The organism is Methyloprofundus sp., from assembly GCF_965251085.1.
Classification (GTDB): domain Bacteria; phylum Pseudomonadota; class Gammaproteobacteria; order Methylococcales; family Methylomonadaceae; genus Methyloprofundus.
This window is the reverse complement of sequence record NZ_OZ252594.1, coordinates 758,241-775,661: the sequence shown is the minus strand read 5'-3', so window position 1 is coordinate 775,661 and position 17,421 is coordinate 758,241. Positions and strand designations below refer to the sequence as shown.

Annotated in this window: 13 protein-coding genes; 7 read left to right on the top strand and 6 right to left on the bottom strand. The window is 40.1% G+C overall.

The annotated features are described in order from the left end of the window. Nucleotides 1-57: 57 nt before the first annotated feature. Nucleotides 58-1,254, top strand: coding sequence for an ISAzo13 family transposase (locus ACQY3F_RS03705; RefSeq protein WP_428352931.1), 1,197 nt, complete (start codon nt 58-60; stop codon nt 1,252-1,254). A gap of 2,406 nt (nt 1,255-3,660) precedes the next feature. On the opposite strand, the gene ACQY3F_RS03700 is transcribed toward ACQY3F_RS03705, so the two are convergent. Further along, on the bottom strand, nt 3,661-3,891 hold the full coding sequence (locus tag ACQY3F_RS03700; protein ID WP_428353568.1) for a hypothetical protein: 231 nt from the start codon (nt 3,889-3,891) through the stop codon (nt 3,661-3,663). 843 nt (nt 3,892-4,734) lie between these two features. Between ACQY3F_RS03700 and ACQY3F_RS03695 the strand changes: the two genes are divergently transcribed. From ACQY3F_RS03695 to ACQY3F_RS03680, 4 genes are all read left to right on the top strand, one after another. Further along, nucleotides 4,735-5,739 carry an IS630 family transposase gene (locus ACQY3F_RS03695; RefSeq protein ID WP_428353111.1) on the top strand — a complete coding sequence of 335 codons (1,005 nt, stop codon included), beginning with the start codon at nt 4,735-4,737 and terminating at the stop codon, nt 5,737-5,739. Nucleotides 5,740-5,747: 8 nt separating this feature from the next. After that, nucleotides 5,748-6,707, top strand: a complete 960-nt coding sequence (locus ACQY3F_RS03690) for a GlxA family transcriptional regulator (RefSeq protein WP_428357599.1) — start codon at nt 5,748-5,750, stop codon at nt 6,705-6,707. Between the two features lie 473 nt (nt 6,708-7,180). Continuing rightward, nucleotides 7,181-9,352, top strand: coding sequence for a hemerythrin domain-containing protein (locus ACQY3F_RS03685; RefSeq protein ID WP_428353567.1), 2,172 nt, complete (start codon nt 7,181-7,183; stop codon nt 9,350-9,352). A gap of 191 nt (nt 9,353-9,543) precedes the next feature. Further along, nucleotides 9,544-10,308 carry an AAA family ATPase gene (locus ACQY3F_RS03680; protein WP_428353565.1) on the top strand — a complete coding sequence of 255 codons (765 nt, stop codon included), beginning with the start codon at nt 9,544-9,546 and terminating at the stop codon, nt 10,306-10,308. A 100-nt stretch (nt 10,309-10,408) separates the two neighbouring features. On the opposite strand, the gene ACQY3F_RS03675 is transcribed toward ACQY3F_RS03680, so the two are convergent. The 5 genes from ACQY3F_RS03675 to ACQY3F_RS03655 are packed head-to-tail and all read right to left on the bottom strand — an operon-like array spanning nt 10,409 to nt 15,077. Further along, nucleotides 10,409-11,242: a quinoprotein dehydrogenase-associated SoxYZ-like carrier gene (locus ACQY3F_RS03675; RefSeq protein ID WP_428353564.1), complete on the bottom strand. Its 834-nt coding sequence runs from the start codon at nt 11,240-11,242 to the stop codon at nt 10,409-10,411. Nucleotides 11,243-11,262: 20 nt separating this feature from the next. Further along, nucleotides 11,263-11,910 carry a response regulator gene (locus tag ACQY3F_RS03670; RefSeq protein ID WP_428353562.1) on the bottom strand — a complete coding sequence of 216 codons (648 nt, stop codon included), beginning with the start codon at nt 11,908-11,910 and terminating at the stop codon, nt 11,263-11,265. Continuing rightward, nucleotides 11,907-13,253 (bottom strand): ATP-binding protein, encoded by a 1,347-nt coding sequence (locus ACQY3F_RS03665; RefSeq protein WP_428353560.1) that lies wholly within the window; start codon nt 13,251-13,253, stop codon nt 11,907-11,909. The genes ACQY3F_RS03670 and ACQY3F_RS03665 overlap by 4 nt, the downstream gene beginning before the upstream one ends. Then, entirely contained in the window at nt 13,241-14,122 is an 882-nt protein-coding gene (locus ACQY3F_RS03660; RefSeq protein WP_428353558.1) for a quinoprotein relay system zinc metallohydrolase 2, read from the bottom strand. Before ACQY3F_RS03660 ends, ACQY3F_RS03665 begins: the two co-directional genes overlap by 13 nt. 58 nt (nt 14,123-14,180) lie before the next feature. Beyond that, nucleotides 14,181-15,077, bottom strand: a complete 897-nt coding sequence (locus ACQY3F_RS03655; RefSeq protein ID WP_428353556.1) for a LysR family transcriptional regulator — start codon at nt 15,075-15,077, stop codon at nt 14,181-14,183. Between the two features lie 206 nt (nt 15,078-15,283). On the opposite strand from ACQY3F_RS03655, the gene ACQY3F_RS03650 reads away from it, so the two are divergent. Both ACQY3F_RS03650 and ACQY3F_RS03645 read left to right on the top strand, forming a co-directional pair. Beyond that, nucleotides 15,284-16,969 carry an NAD(P)H-dependent oxidoreductase subunit E gene (locus tag ACQY3F_RS03650; RefSeq protein ID WP_428353555.1) on the top strand — a complete coding sequence of 562 codons (1,686 nt, stop codon included), beginning with the start codon at nt 15,284-15,286 and terminating at the stop codon, nt 16,967-16,969. A 12-nt stretch (nt 16,970-16,981) separates the two neighbouring features. After that, on the top strand, nt 16,982-17,419 hold the full coding sequence (locus ACQY3F_RS03645) for a DUF29 domain-containing protein (RefSeq protein WP_428353554.1): 438 nt from the start codon (nt 16,982-16,984) through the stop codon (nt 17,417-17,419). Nucleotides 17,420-17,421: the final 2 nt, after the last annotated feature.

Sequence of the window (17,421 nt, the reverse complement as noted above, 5' to 3'; positions counted from 1 at the left end):
TCAATAATTTATAATAATGAATTCTGAATTTATTCTCACACTAGGCAGATAAGCTTGTTGATATTAACAGATAGCATTATAGGTTGGATTATAAATACAGCCCATCGTTTAAAAGGCTCGGTACGTCGTATATTCATGGCTGAAACGGTGGAGCTACTAGGCTCAGGTGGTGCAAGTATTGCTGAAGAAAAACTAGGATGGAATAGAGGCACTATCCGAAAAGGACAATATGAACTTGAAACTCAGCCCATAGAAGATAATTTTTCAGCGAGAGGGCGTAATAAAAGTGAAGAGCATTTTCCTCATCTACTTGATGACATAAAAAAAATTGCTGAACCGGAGTGTCAAACGGATCCCTCTTTTAATTCCTGTCGATTATATACCCGGCTAACGGCTAAAGAAGTTAGAAAACGTTTACTGGAGATTGATTATTACGATGAAAAAACATTACCTTGCTCAAAAACTATCAATACAAAATTAAATGACCTGAGTTACCATCCAAAAAAGGTACAAAAAACAAAGCCTCATAAGAAAATCAAGGAAACGGATGCAATTTTTGAACAAGTTCATTCAGTCAATGGAATGGCAGATATCAACCCAAAAGAGATTCGTATATCAATTGATGCCAAAGCAAGAATGAATATAGGAAATTTTTCACGGGGAGGACGAAATCGGGTTTTAACAAAAGCAGAGGATCATGATTTAGATGTTAAGGAAAAGTTAACTCCTTTTGGTTTTTATCTGCCTGAACATGATGATTTTTTCCTTTTCTTTACAGCAGGCTATGCCAGCAGTGATTTCATCGTTGACCGATTGGAAGAAATTTGGCCAGAAATTCAAGAAAAATATGGAGTAGATATTCTGACAATTAACGCTGACAATGGTATGGAGAACAGTAGCTCCAGAACTCAGTTTATAAAAAGGCTTGTGGAGTTTGCTGAAAAAAGCAACATAAAGATAAAACTGGCCTACTACCCTCCTTATCATAGTAAATATAACCCAATTGAACGAGTATGGGGAGCCTATGAAAATCATATTAGTGGCGACATAATGGATACAGTTGAAACAACTTTAAAATTTGCCAAAAGTATGACCTACAATGGCAAAGCACCTATTGTTAAATTAACAGAAAAAATATATGAAACAGGAGTAAAGGTAGGTAAAAAAGCAATGAAGACGTATTATCAGTTTGTTGACCGAATGCCATCGTTGGAGAAATGGTTTTTGACCATTTCTCCTGGTTGTTCTGGATGATTATTTCTTTCCATCTCCCTAACACACGCTCCTTCCAGTTTTTAGGAGCCGTTCGCATATTGAATACATCATCCAGCTCAAGAATATGCGGCGCTACCTTGTCCATCATATAATGTGTGTTCTTACCCCAGACACAACAGGGATCGACGGGATTGCCCATACGTATATCCATATCCGTATCTTTAAGCATAATATTACTTTCTATTAATAATTCTTCAGACTGGCGCAAAGTCATGCCTTTAGAAAGCATCTCTACGCTTTTAAATAACAGGTTTTCCGATGCTCGAATCGGGTAAAAGGTAATATTAGAAGGCACTATTAAGGTGGGCTTAAGTGCTGAAGCCATCAATTCATCGAGATTTTCAAATTTAAGCAAATCTTGCCAGTGTTGCAAGCGATCCATATTCCTTTCTTTAAAAGCGTAACGAATCGCTGCTTTCAAAGCCTCTACGCCTTGCCCTAGCACAGCAGGCCCAGTATGTTGTTTACGCCTATTCCCTGCTATGCGTGAATAAATGCTGTAATGTCCTTTTTTATCAATCACGCGGCGATCTTTCACCATACCGCCTTCAGGAAAAATAATCACTTTACGGCCGCGTAATATTTGCCCAGCTAACATGGCAAATAAACGTGGATGATTATGGGGAAAAACACCGACTTCTTTCAGATAATTGGATAAGAAAGTGGTTTCATCAAAAAACTCACCCGAAGCTATCGCACAACTAAAAGCGCCGGTTTTTTCATACAACAGGAATTGCGGAATAAAGGTTTCAAAACGGGAAAAATGGTTAAACAGAAAAATATCACCTTGCAGGGTCTGTTCATCGGCAAACAATTCAAGATTAACACTGAGCAGTTTTTTTACCGCACCAAATAACATAACCGAGCGCTTATAATATCCACTATCGATATCAGGCCACTCTTCAGGGTATTGCGTCTGTTTCATGATAACCTTCTTTTCCGATAACTGAGGCACCTGGAAACAAATAATCATCCATCCTTGCTGGTCTTTTTTTCCGTCATCAGCCCTGTAGCAATAATTACGTAGCCAGCTATGCACCTATTGCTACAGCACCGATGACAAACAAAAATCCTGCCCAGATATTGGACGATTATTTATTTCCAGGTGCCTAATAAATAAGTATCAACTCTCATGATCCTAGAAAAATCAGTTGAGCGCGAATTCATAGTGCTAGAAAACGTGAGCAACTGATTCTTCTAGGATGATAAGTCGAAATAAATATTCGTTACTTACAGCATAGTTTGAAGCGCTAAAAATATCCAGTTTGTGTTTCGAATTAATAATTAACTTCAATACATGCTACTCAACTGAAAAAAATTGGGTAAGGTTTCTTGTTTAGACTTTTTTCAAGCCCAGTCCCTGATTAAAGTAAAGAGTATTAACAAGAACTGAAGTTTCTTAGTTTTGAACGCATAAGAATATTAGTGATATCTTATTTAAGATAATATTATCATTTACCAATATAGTCTAGGCTTCTTTTAAAAACCAATATTTATTTTAAAAACAACAGGTTAACTATGAATGAGATAACTTCTCAATAATCAGGGGCATTGTTAAAAAAGCACCATCAACACCTGTCCTCTATTCTTTTCTCTAGGCTAATTTTCTCACAAAAAACACATTTATTACCTGACAGGGTTTTTGGCTAAAAAGTAAAAAAATACTCTTTATTGAGCTACCGCTTATTTCCACCCAGCCTGTTCTTTTCAGTGCCCTGTGTGCAGAGTTATTCCGCTCTTAATGACAAGCTAAAGCTGATTTTTTATATCGCTTCACAACTGATCTCAGCGATCAAAATTGACGTTTTAAAACCAATGATATACTCAGACATCTTGATTCGCTATCGCGGATGCGATTGTATAGTGAGCTGATTCTTGTCTATAGCAAGCCTGCCCCGTACTTGGTACGGGGCGCTGAAATTGCTCATAGCTAGCAACGTAGCTATCGGCAAAAAATCAGCTGCTAGAAACCCACAGTCACGACCGCATGAAGTATAAGCAACTGTGGCGGTTATGAGTGAACCTGGAAAAAGCAGTTGAGCGCGAATTTATAGTGCAAGATATTGAATTAATAGAACAGTTTCAAAAATCTTAGCGTCACCTTTAGCTTAAGGGAACATTTTTTGCAAGTGCGGTGGAATCAAGAGCTTGCGCTAGAAAACGTGAGCAACTGATTTTCTAGGGTGAAGCACGCGAACCCCAATTTTGTGCTTTGTCTTGTAGTTCCTCGCCATTCTTTAGCATCGAAACGACAGCTATCCACTTCAATCATCAGCAGCATATTAGAAAACATCGTTACAATAGGCGGCTATGAGCAGCTATAGAAAGCCCTGTTGAAACCTCCTTGATAAGAGGCTGTATTAACGACTTCCAGTTCCCTGTCTATTAGCCTAAGGGTGTACCTGTATGATGAATCTGGCCATACCAAATTTTTTGGTTATGAAACGTACCCAGTACATTCATCAACTCAATTATTTTGTTATGGTTTTCTACTGATTCCTTAGACTTAGAAGAAGTCTCTGTACGAGCTAAATGGCTGATTTGAAAACGCATAGAACGCTCAATCAAATCTATATCTTTAATTGATAATTCAAATTTTCTATTATAAGTAGTCATAATAATATCCTCATTATTAAAGTAGCTTACGCTGACAAGCCAATGCTAACAATTAGGCACCTAGAAACAAACAATCATCCAACTTTGCTGGTCTTTTTGTTCGCCATTAGCACTGTAGCAATAGTTTCGTAGCCAGCTTGCGCCTATTGCTACAGCACTAATGACTAACAAAAACCCTAGCCAAGTATTGGACGCTTATTTATTTCCAGGTGCCTTACCCTTCCTTCTGCTTAAGTCGATTTTGTAACACTTAATTCTGCACCCGTAATAATGGCGGCTCTGCTGTTTTTATCTAAAAATAACGTGTGCGAATAAAATGTACGCCAACCCTTGCATTAGCACAATGACATATTTAGCGCATTTTCGGACAAAAGGTTTTATTCATGCTCTTTAAACCTAGAAAAATCAGTTGCTCACGTTTTCTAGCACAAGCTCTTGATTCCACCGCACTTCCAAAAAATGTCCGCTTAACCTATGGGTGAAGCTAAATTTTTTTGAAAGCACTGTGAAACCAATATCTTGCACTATAAATACGCGCTCAACTGATTTTTCTAGGTTAAATAATGGGGGCAAATTAGATTCTGGCTTAAATTGAGGGAAAATTGACATTGCGCAATAAGCATTTGCGGAGGATGATATTAAACCATCACAACAAGGATGTATCTCTCGTTAAGTTTCAGTTTATCTTTATAAAATGGATATGACAATGAATACACCTTATTCGATAAGGCCCATAGGCATAGTGGCATTTCCAGGGGTAGAGGTTCTAGATATTAAGTACTTACGCAAAATTAATTTAACGAAAAAAGGTGTCATAATAAACAATTATTTTGCTGACTCTAAATGTTTGTGCTCTATATAAAACACCTACTCCCAGAAGAAATTACTGCTTTAAATGTGATGCATAAAAACCATCCACTTCATTTAAGTAGAAGTCGAGCTCATGCTATTTTATTAAGTTTCAAAGAGCATTCTGTTCCCATGATTTGTTCTATTTATAACGTATGCCGCCAAACTGTTTCCACTTGGTTTTCTAACTGGGAAAAGAATGGAATCGATGGATTGGTTGACTGTCAGGGAAGAGGACGGCGAGGTATTTTAACTGAAAAACAACAAATAAGCTTAGTCCAGAGAGTTGAAAAATCTCCTAGATCATTAAAATCAGTACTAGCAAAATTTGAAGAAGATCTAGGCATTTCAGTTAGCATTGATACTATAAAACGTATTTGTAAACAAGCTGATCTTGTTTGGAAACGAGTTAGAAAATCCTTAAGGATAAAGCGTAATCAAGATAAATTTGATTTGGCAACCGATGAAATAAAAGAATTAATACAACAACATAAAGAGAATGAACTTGATTTGTGCTACTTTGATGAGTCGGGGTTTACACTAGAACCCTGTGTTCCTTATGCTTGGCAACAGTCAGGTGAGACGATTGAAATACCAAGCTCAAACAGCAAGCGTCTTAATGTATTAGGTTTTGTTAACAGAGATTGCAGGTTTGATTCTTTTGTTTTTGAAGGGAGTGTAAACACTTCGGTTGTTGTGGCTTGTATTGATGAATTTGCTAAACAGATTAAAAAACCAACAACTCTTATTATTGATAATGCATCGACTCATACGAGTAATGAATTTAATGAAAACCTTGAAAGGTGGAAAGAAAAAAACCTATCCATTTACCGTATACCGCCATACTCACCCGAGTTAAATATTATCGAGATTATATGGCGTAAAATAAAATACGAATGGCTTCCTTTTTCAGCTTATGAATCCTATGCCTCTCTTCAGGAAGAATTATTTAAGGTGCTGTCTAATATTGGAAAGAATTACAAAGTAGAGTTTGCATAAAAGGTTAAATTAATTTTGCATGGGTACTTACAGGTCCACATGAAGTTTTTACCTGGGCCAACATAATTTTACAAAAAGAAGGTATTATTCAAGAAGCTGCATATCCACTCACGATATTCGCGGAACAACCCGGTCCAGTGACAACCTTATCAGGTTTGCAGATTATCGCTGAGCAAAGTTTTAGTCAAATAAACAAAAACTACGATACTTTACTGATTCCAGGTGGCGATCCAGAAATGGTTTTAGCCAACACAATGCTTATAGAATTGGTTAAAGACATGGTTCCCCATCTTCGCAGGCTAGTTTCGGTTTGCACCGGTGCTTTTCTATTAGCGGAAAGTGGGCTACTTGACGGCTGTAAAGCAACAACACACTGGAACTACTGCCACGAGTTCAGCGAGAAATATCCCAGAGTGAAACTCGAACCTGATCGAATATTTATTAAGGACGGTAGTATCCTCACTTCCGGAGGCATTACTTCAGGTATTGATCTTGCCTTAGCGATGGTGGAAGAAGACTGGGGACAGAAGTTAGCATTAGCAGTCGCACAATTTCTGGTTGTATATCTTCAACGACCGGGTGGACAATCCCAGTTCAGTAGCTATCTTGCGCGAGAGGCATCAAGCCGGAGTGATCTTCGTGAATTACAGTCATGGATTTTACAAAATCCAGAAGAGGATCTGAAGGTCGAAATACTCGCTGAACGCATGGCGATGAGTTCGCGGAATTTTTCTCGACTATTTCTCTCTGAAACGGGCTTAACGCCGGCTAAGTTCGTGGAGACGGTGCGCATTGATGCTGCCAGGAACTTGCTGGAATTGACAAAGTTTTCTATTGAAAACATTGCAGATAGTTCGGGCTTCAAAGATACAGAAAACATGCGGCGAGCATTCTTACGTCAACTCAGCGTAAATCCAAGTAATTACCGTAAACGATTTGGCAACCATAGGCTCGATAATGTGCAATGACAGTCAGGTAACACGCAAATAAACCTGCCCACTAAAAAAAGGGTAAGTAACTGCAACGCTTGTTCCTAAGCTCTGCTTGGGAATACATGTTCGAACAGCTCTGCTGTGAGAGGGTTCAGTAAGCAGAGCTTACTTTTCATGCGTTCCCAAACAGAGTTTGGGAACGAGAGTGCATACACTTTCGGTCTATCCTTATCATATTGGGTAGTTTATTTGTGCGGGTTACCTTAGTAAGGTGTGATTAAAAGTGAAGTAATCGTAATAGGCAAAGTTGTAGAGCGGACTTCAGTCCGCAATTCATACTGAAATATAGCGGACTCAAGTCCGCTCTACAATAATGCAACTCATATTGACTTCACTTTTAATCACATCCACCTTAGTAAGGTTTTTGAAGGGTCTAAGTTTACTAACTTTTTAAACTTGGCTTTGTTGATTCAAGCTATTTAATCTATTTAGAATTGAGGCAAAGTATCATGAGAATTTTATTACTTTCATCCGCATTTTCCGGACTAACCCAGCGGTTTTATACTGAACTAGATGACGCCGGTTATATCGTTTCTATTGAATTACACCATAGCAATATTCCGGTTCTTCTAGAAGGTGTAGGCTTATTTAAACCGGACTTAATTATCTGCCCTTTTCTAACCCAGAAAATTCCAGCTGAAATATATGAAAATTATAAGTGTTTGATTGTTCACCCTGGAATAGAAGGTGATAGAGGCGCGTCTTCACTGGATTGGGCGATTCAAAATGGCGTGACGGAATGGGGCGTGACCCTGCTGGAAGCTCAGGAAGAAATGGATATGGGCGATATTTGGGCAACAAAAACCTTTCCCATGCGCAATACTACCAAAAGCAGCTTGTTTAATCGTGAAGTGACCCAAGGTGCTGTGGATTGTTTATGGGAAGCACTAATCTATTTTGATGCGCCGGATTTTAAACCTAGAGCACTGAATTACAAGAACCCTAAAGTGAAAGGCCAGCTACAGCCCACCATGAAGCAAACAGACCGTGCTATTAACTGGAAAAAACAAAAAACCGATGAGATCTTAAAACACCTTCATGCAGCTGATGGCAGTCCAGGTGTTTTAGATGAAATTTATGGACAGCCGGTGTTTTTATACAATGCTCATAAAGAAGAAAACTTAAAAGGAAAAGCCGGGGACATTATTGCAACGGCGAATCATGCCGTGTGTCGAGCGACGATTGATGGCGCTATCTGGATCGGTCATTTAAAACCCAAATTAGCCTCGGGTGAAAAAGGGATTAAATTACCTGCGGCTTTAGTGTTAGAAGAGTATTTATCGCCTGCGAAAGGCTCAACTTCAATGTTAGACCGTTTATTTTCTAAACCGGTTAAAAACATCGACATTGATTACACCAAAGAAGGCCAGCAATTTCCCTGTCAAGAAGTCTGGTATCAGACGGAAAACAGAGTCGCTTATATACATTCAGCGTTTCACAATGGCGGTATGAGCACTGAGCAATGTGGATTGTTACTCTCTGTTTATCAGCATGTCACTACCTTAGATATTGATGTCATTGTCTTAATGGGAGGGGAAGAATGCTGGTCTAATGGGATTCATCTTAATCATATAGAAGTCGCTGATGATCCGGCTGAAGAGTCATGGCTTAATATTAATGCCATTGATGATTTAATTCTGCAAATTATCACCACGCTAGATAAAGTAACCATTTCTGCTGTTGCGGGTAGTGCAGGCGCTGGTGGAGCGATACTCGCTTTAGCGACAGATAAGGCATTTGCCAGAGAAGGCGTTATTTTAAATCCCCACTATAAAAATATGGGGGAGTTGTACGGGTCTGAATATTGGACGTATTTATTACCGAAACGAGTGGGTGAGAAAATGGCCGACACCTTAACCGACAAGCAAAGGCTCCCTATCAGTGCCAAAAAAGCATGGCATATTGGTTTTGTTGATAAAGTACTGGATAAAAGTCATACAATTTTTGCTGCGCAAATAAAACATTTAGCCAGCACCTATGTTATAGATAAAGCCTTGTTACAAAAAACCTTGGCAGAAAAATCTGCAACGCGTTGTTTTGACGAGGCCAAAAAAGCATTGGCGTCATATCGGCAATTTGAATTGAAGCAAATGTACGCTAATTTTTATGGCAATGATGCCTACCACCAGGCGAGAAAGAACTTTGTTTTTAAAGTCAGTGATAAAAAGACACCCGAAAATATTGCTTTGCATCGGCAAAAAGATTACCAAGCTAATAAAACAGCCCTTGCAAGTACCAGTGATTTTGGCTGGCAGGCACTCTACGAAATTGGTGATGAAATAATGGATGTCCAGCATAAAGGGTTATTTGATTTGGCCGAAGCACTGATAACTGCTGATAATAAAAAGGACTTACTGAAAAATATTCAACTTATCTACCAGCATGTTGAAGAGCATTTTCAGACTGAAGAAACGGAAATGAAACAACTGAATTATCATGCTAATAAACAGCATATAAAAGAACACCATAAGATGTTAAAAAAATTAACTACTTTAGAGCATAAAATCAATGATGGCCACTGGAATCAACATAAAATACAAGGCTTTGCACAGAAATGGGGTGAGCATATTATTGATGCCGACATGTCTTTCAAGCAATATAAAGAGCAGCAGCAAGGTTAATCCTAAAAACCGCAGTTGAACGCTAAAAAACACTCTAAGCATTTGAATATAAGACATAATGACCGTAACAACTTATCCCCTACAGGGTGAACAGACTCCGCTTCACGGTTTTGTGAATAAATCTGAGCGCGAAATACTGCGTTACAGCTATTGCCAAGGGTTACGCCATTGCTTGCTAGCTGTGCCTTGTCTTGCGCACTCAGATTTCCCACAAAACCCCTGCTCAACTGCGGTTTCTAGATTTATATAAACTTATTGTGAAAACAAAATACATTTATATTATGGGTTCAGCATCGGGGGTAGGTAAATCAACTATCTGCGAATACTTATTAGCACAATTATTGCTTGATGGTTTTCAGCCAGAGCAATTAGCCTATATCAAACCTATGACGCAATGCACAGACAAACAAGCAGTAACCGTTTTTTGCGAGCGTAAAGGTATTAGTCATCAAGGTCTTGGCAATCTGGTGTTTAAAAAAGGCTTTAGCAAAGACTTTATTGATGGTTTAACTAAAAGCTCTGCTCTGCTGATGGAAGATATATTAGCGGAGATTGATCGTATTAGCGAAAACAAGGATATTGTTATTGTAGATGGAATAGGAGGTCCGAGCACAGGCAGTATCGTCGGCGTATCCAATGTGGACATAGCACTTTCACTAGAAGCTCCTGTGTTGTTTGTTGGCACAGCAGGTATCGGAGCCGCTATTGACGATACAATTTTAGCAGTTAGTTTTATGCAGCAACAGGGGATTAAAAATATCGCCTTGATCTACAACAAACTTCAGCCCTCAGAACTTATCAACACTAAGAACTATGTAAGCAGGCGCTTAAGCGAATTATTACCTAATATTCCAGTTCTCGGCGTTTTCGCCAACCACATGCCACTGGAGGCTAAAACCATACAAGAGCCTGTCACAAGAATAAGTCAATGGTTAAATTCCCAGTCATTAACCTAGAAAAATCAGTTGCTCACGTTTTCTAGCACAAGCTCTTGAGGGGTCGCGGGACACGGAAGCCACGTGTCCCGCAAGCTCCATACGGCTACATAGCCTTAAATCAAGGCGAAACTGTATAGGCTTTAGTATAGGTTTTACCTGACTGGCAAACACTACGACTCACAGGGCTTTCACAGGAAGTATCGGTAAATTCTGCCTTTAACTCACCTTTTTCTGAGGGTACAAAATAAAACCGAAAGTTAGGATCACTACTGATGGCTATATCTGTCTTAGCTGTCAGAATGGGTTTATCATTAAAGGTGACTTTGATCTGTTTGATAAAATGCGCCCTACGGGTAAACCGCGTTACCTGATCCATTTGCATACCCGTCACATTCGGATGGCTGATTAATAACTGCGCCATCGTAGGTTTGCCATTCTGGATATTTTTATCCAGTCTAAATTTCATTTTTCCCAGGCGTTGCATGGCCGCATCATAATCTGCGCCTATCGGTGCTGAACACCCCCCACTGGCTTTGACAAATTTTTTCACCATATACAATTCACCATTATTCATTTCAGCAATCGCACGAATATAGCTATAGGTGTTAACACGTACGCGCATGGCAATATCCGCCTTGCCGCTATCTGGTGTAAATTCAAATTCTCCAACTAAAGGGACTGGATTTTTATCAATCAATAATAAAATCCGTTTAATGTATTTTTCTTTAGTCTGGAGCAGACTAGCTGTCACTTTAATGGGCACTAAGGCAGGATCTTCTGCACGTTTAGGTGTCGTCAGCTGGATAATAGCATCGCCTTTCTGAATGGTTTTACCGGCAAAAAATTGTTGTTTTAATACCTGATTCCAGGTAGTCTCATCTTTTGCAGCATAGGCTAGGTTGGGTAAAACTAATGCCACCAGTAAAAATAAACAGTTTTTTGATAATTTCATAACACACTTTATATAAGAATTTAATGATTAACTACGCCAGACAATAACGCAATATGGGTCAGCTCTGCAACTGTTTCCACGTTTAATTTTTTCTTTATCTGGGTACTATAATTAGCAATGGTTTTATAACTCAGACACAATTCTTCGGAAATTTTATGTGCGGTTTTACCTTTAGCCAGTAATAAAAAGATATCAAACTCCCGATTTGACAAAGTATCCATGATCGTTTGATGATCGACAGGTGGCGCATTATTCCCCTCGGACATGCCATGCGTTAAGCCTTCTTCTATATAAGTCCCGCCTTTTATAATATGCTGAATAGCATCAATCAACATATCTGCTGCGCTATTTTTACTAATAAAGCCTTTTGCGCCAGCCTTGATCGCCTGATTAATAAAAACCTGCTCATTATGCACACTGAAAACCAGAATTTTAGCATCACTATCCCGTGCACAGATACGCCGAATGGCTTCTAGTCCGCCTATGCCTGGCATAGAAATATCCATTACCATAATGTCAGGTTGCTTAGCTTTGTATAGCTGCATCGCCTCTTCGCCACGTTCGGCCTCAGCAATGACTTCAACTTGATCATTGGTTGCCAAAAGCATTCTAAATCCAGCACGCACAACGGCATGATCATCAACCAGTATCACTTTAATTTTCTTCATTGTGGAATCCTTGCCATAATCGTCATGCCTTGTTGTTTTTGTGAGCTGACTTTCAGCTCCCCCCCCAGCATCGTTATTCGCTCACGCATACCGCGCAAGCCAAACCCCGATTTAATTTTTTCCATATCACACCCTTGACCGTCATCCTTTACCCCTAAATAAATTTGCTTATGTTTAATATTAAGCTCGATTAAAACATGCTGCGCTGCCGCATGACGTACGATATTGGTTAAGCATTCCTGTACCACGCGAAACATATGGATGGTTACTTCCTGCGGCAATGTATCAATACTAGCCGAGCACTTGAGCGATACGCTTAAATCCGGGTTTCTCTCCTGCCACTGCTTGAGCATATTATCTAATGCGGCTTTTAAGCCCAGTTCTGTCAATATCAAAGGATGCAGTTGATACATCATAGAGCGTACTACTTGTATCAAATGATCGCAGATTCCGCTTATCGATTGGGTGATTTTCACTGTATCAGACTTGGGATGCCCTGCTGTCACGGCCATGACTTTGATGGCTGTCAACGATTGCCCTAATTCATCATGTAATTCTTGCGCAAGGTGCTGGCGCTCCTTATCTTGAATATCCAGCAGGTGCTTTGTTAAAGCACTATTTTCCTGTTGCGCGAGCCTTAATTCCGCTGTCATATGATTAATCGCATTAGCAATACTGTCGTATTCCAGGGTATTAAATTCGGGTAACTGGTATTGATAATTGCCTTTTTCTATGGCTTTTAATCCGCCAACTATTTGTTCTATCGATTTAAGCGAGCGATTAAACGCAAGGTTAACCGTAATAAATGCCAGCAAGGTAAATAACAGCAAAGAAATAAAGTAAACGACGGTTTCTCGCCAGACTTCAGTAATTTCATCCAGTGGATTGGGCTGAATGGTTAATATAATCTGCTGATCATCGGCGCTAATAAACGGGTATTCTGTGTGCGGATACGAGCTACCGACTAATTTGATAAACCAGCGCGGAGGTATTTCCTGTTGCTCATCCAGATAATTTTGTTTTACCAGATTAACTACTTTGCCTGAACGTTTTTTTAACTGGATATTCAAATGCCGAATAGCATTCAGCGCACTCAGGGAACCTAACTGGGTAATCCAGGCTCTATTATTCAAACTACGTGCCGTATTATTTTCATAACTTAATTCAATAAGCTGCACAGCCAGCTTAACCGAAGAGGCAACTTCATCATTAATTGCATTGCGTGCCTGCCAGATTGAAACTGAACCTCCTAGTAACAAAATACAAATAGCCGATAAAAAAATCCTTAGATTTATCTGGTAGCGTAAACTTTTACGCAACTTACGCCCTTTTAATCTTCCCATTCTAGTTCAGCATAAGCACTACTAAGATTTTTTTTATGGAAATCATCGAATAACTGCCATTGCTGTTTATCCGGGTAACTCACAATTTGCAACACATCTTCCATAAAAACACCCTGCTTAATTTTACTGCGAATCACTGTTGCCAAGTATTGTAGATATTTTTTTTCTGGCTGCATGCTCTCTGGCCAATCGCGCACAATTGGGCCATGCCCTGGTATAACCACCTCAAATTGGCGTTTTTCTAATTTATTAATTTCTACTAACCAACCTTTTAAACTGCCGTCTAATACCGGTAAGTGACCTATGAAAAATAAGTCTGATAACCAAAGAGTATTGGTTTCCTTATCCAGTACACTTAAATCATTATCCGTATGCGCAGTCGGGTGAGCTGTCAATATGATGATACGTCCACCTAAATCCAGTTCAAGTGCATTTTCAACCGTCATTGTCGGGGCAACAATATCGTCTTTAGTTAAGCTAACACCCACCTGCTCTTTAGAACGTGCAATATAAAAAGGGCCACGTTCAGCCATGGCTCTGCCGAGTTTTTTATGCCCAATAAATTTTATATTCGGTAGGTTTTTAAAAGCGCTATTGCCAAAGATATGATCTGGATGCACATGAGTATTAATCACATAGCATATCGGTACTGAGGTGATTTTATGTATGCTCTGTTTTAATTGCTCTCCTTCTGCAGGCGAACCGCCGCTATCAATCACAGCAACACAGTTTTCGCCAACAATAAAGCCTATATTGGCAATGGCATCGTGATTATGTACATCGGGTAATTCTATAAGCCCCTGATGTACATAGATACCCAGAGCAACTTGCTTAATATTAAAGGCAGCCCAAACCGAAACTGTACTCAAGGATAAAATGATTAGCAATACTAAACGCACACGTGTACTCCATAAAAAAGGCAATAAATTACAGCGAACTTTCTTCCATGCATAATTTCAGAAAAGCTTTGGTTGCTCGAGACTGCAAGGAGGTTTTAGGTGCAATAATATTTAATTGCCAGGTGAGTCCCTCTTGCGGTCCAATTCTGCGCGATACCAGCCCCTTGGTTTCATTCTTTAAAGCTAATGATGAAGAAAAACCGATGCCTAGCCCTGCTCTTACTGATTCTTTAACCGCAGATACACCCGTTACTTCGATATTAACCGGAGCAATGATACCTGCAGCTTTTAAGGCATTCTCTACAACTTGCCGCCCACCCGAACTTTGTTCGCGCCAAATCACCTGGTGCTGAGTAAACACCTCTAAAGGGACAAAGTCCGTATATTGCGTGGTTAACACATGATATTCTGGCAATACCAGAACGACTTCATCTTTCTGCCAGGGGATAATCTGATAATTGCTGGGTAACTCGACACCTTGTAATGAACCTTCAATAAAGCCCAGATCAAGACTATATAAATTATCCAGCGTACCTGCGGTATCCAGCGTTTTCATAAAGACCTGCACGCCTGCATAGTTAGTCTGTAATTCAACCACGAATCTTGGCAGGTAATAGCTGGCAATTGTCATCGTTGCACCAATACGTAATACACCGGTGCTTATTTTTTGCAGACTACGGACATACTCCAGAGCCTTGCTATAGCAGCTATCCATTTTATCAGCATAGCGTAACAAGCCCTCACCTGCCGCTGTTAATTTAATCTGATGGCCTTTGCGTTCATATAATGGCTCACCTACAAAAGTCTGCAATAATTTTAATTGGCCTGAAACTGCTGGTTGTCCAATATTTAAATGTTGCGCAGTTAAGGTGATACTTTTTAGTCTGGCGACTACGGCAAAGGTTAATAAGTGCTGGGGGTTCAATATCCGTTCCTGAATTAATAAGCAGTCAAATTAGCAATTTAATGATAGTATCACTTATCTTGATACACATCTAAAGAAAAGATTACTTGAACAGAATATGACAGTTTTGTTAAAGTGGATTAAATTTGCCGGATTAATAGAAAAGTACATTTTTGGCGCATAAAATAGCTATCTTCAAATAACGCATAGAATTGGGGGAAACACGAGTGGCAGTCATTAGCATAAGCCCGGATCAAATCACCAAGAAAAAACGCAAAGGCCCTAAAGGTCATGCGGTTGATCTTACGGCATTAGAACAAGTTCAATCACTCTTGGCGAATGAATCTCGCCAACACGATTTATTGATCGAGCACTTGCATAAGATTCAGGATAAATATCAACACATATCCTCTAAGCATCTCGTTGCACTTGCACACGAAATGAACCTATCCACCGCTGAAGTATTTGAAGTCGCTTCTTTTTACCATCACTTTGATATTGTCAAAGAAGGTCAAACACCCCCACCTGCTTTAACGGTTAGAGTCTGCGAATCGCTCTCCTGCTCTATGGCAGGATCAAATGAACTTACCGAAGCTTTAGCTAATGGCTTAAATTCAGAGCAGGTTAGAGTACAAAAAGTCCCTTGCATCGGTCGTTGTCAGCATGCCCCCGTCGCTGTCGTTGGCCAAAAAGCCATCGATAATGCAACACCTGAAAGGGTGACCACGGCAGTCAATAATAAAGATATTAAAGCGGAGATTACTGATTATATCAGTATGCCGCAATACCTAGCCGATCAAGGCTATCAAGCGCTGAAAGGCGTTTTAGACGGCTCTATCGATCACGAAAGCGTGATTAAAAAAATGGAAGACTCAGGTCTACGTGGCCTAGGCGGCGCTGGATTTCCTGCGGGTAGAAAGTGGCGTATCGTCAACAGTTTTGCTGGGCCACGCTTAATGGCCGTTAATATAGACGAAGGTGAGCCAGGGACTTTTAAAGATCGTCATTATCTGGAATCTGACCCGCACCGTTTTCTGGAAGGAATGCTCATTGCCGCGCTTTGTGTAGGCTGTGATGAAATTTATATTTACCTACGCGATGAATATGCAGGTTGTCGTGAAATCCTGACGCAAGAAATTGCCAACTTACAAAATAGCATGCCAAAGGGATTACCGCCCATTCATTTGCGGCGCGGCGCGGGTGCCTATATCTGTGGTGAAGAATCAGCCATGGTTGAGTCAATCGAAGGTAAGCGTGGGATGCCACGTTTAAGACCACCATTCCTTGCAGAAGTTGGCTTATTCGGTCGCCCTACTCTGGAACATAATATGGAGTCGGTTTACTGGGTACGCGATATAATCGAAAAAGGCCCCGAATGGTTTACTTCCCACGGTCGACATGAGCGCAAAGGTTTACGCTCATTTTCAATATCAGGGCGCATCAACAAGCCTGGTGTGCATTTAGCGCCAGCCGGTACGACTATGCGTGAACTTATTGAAGAGTTCTGTGGTGGTATGTTGGAAGGCCATGAGTTCTACGGTTATTTCCCCGGTGGTGCATCAGGTGGAATATTACCTGAATCTATGGCCGATATTCCGATGGATTTTGATACTTTAAATGAGCATGGCTGTTTTATCGGCTCGGCCGCAGTTGTGGTCTTCTCCAATCAGGACAGTGCTAAAAAACTCGCTATCAATGCTATGAAATTCTTTGAAGAAGAATCCTGCGGCCAATGTACACCTTGCCGCGTAGGGACAGCAAAAGCCGCTGTACTGATGGAGCAGGAAAACTGGGATACAGATTTACTCGAAGAGTTATCTTCAGTCATGGTCGACGCATCCATTTGTGGTTTGGGTCAAGCTGCACCTAACCCATTACGTTGTGCTATCAAGTACTTTCCACAAGAAATATGATCAGGTACGCTGATGAATAATTACGACACTGATTTTTATGGCTGGACACAAGAACAGGCTGCTTTACTGAAAGCAGGTAAACTTGTTGACCTGGACATTGATAACCTACTAGAAGAAGTCGAAACCATGGGACGGTCTGAAAAACGCGAATTAGATAGCCGGTTAACTGTTTTGCTAGTTCACTTACTTAAATGGCAATATCAACCTATCCGTCGTGGTCGTAGTTGGCAATTAACCATTAAAGGTCAGCGTATCAATTTTTCAGAAACCTTATACGAAAACCCGAGTCTCAAACCGCAACTTGGTGATATTCTGAAAAGAGCTTACGCAAAGTCTATCGTCAAAGTATCTCAAGAAACGGCGATAGAAGAACAGGTTTTTCCGGGCTCTTGTCCCTGGACACTCGCTCAGATTCTGGACGATAAATATTACCCAAATGCAGGTGAATAAAT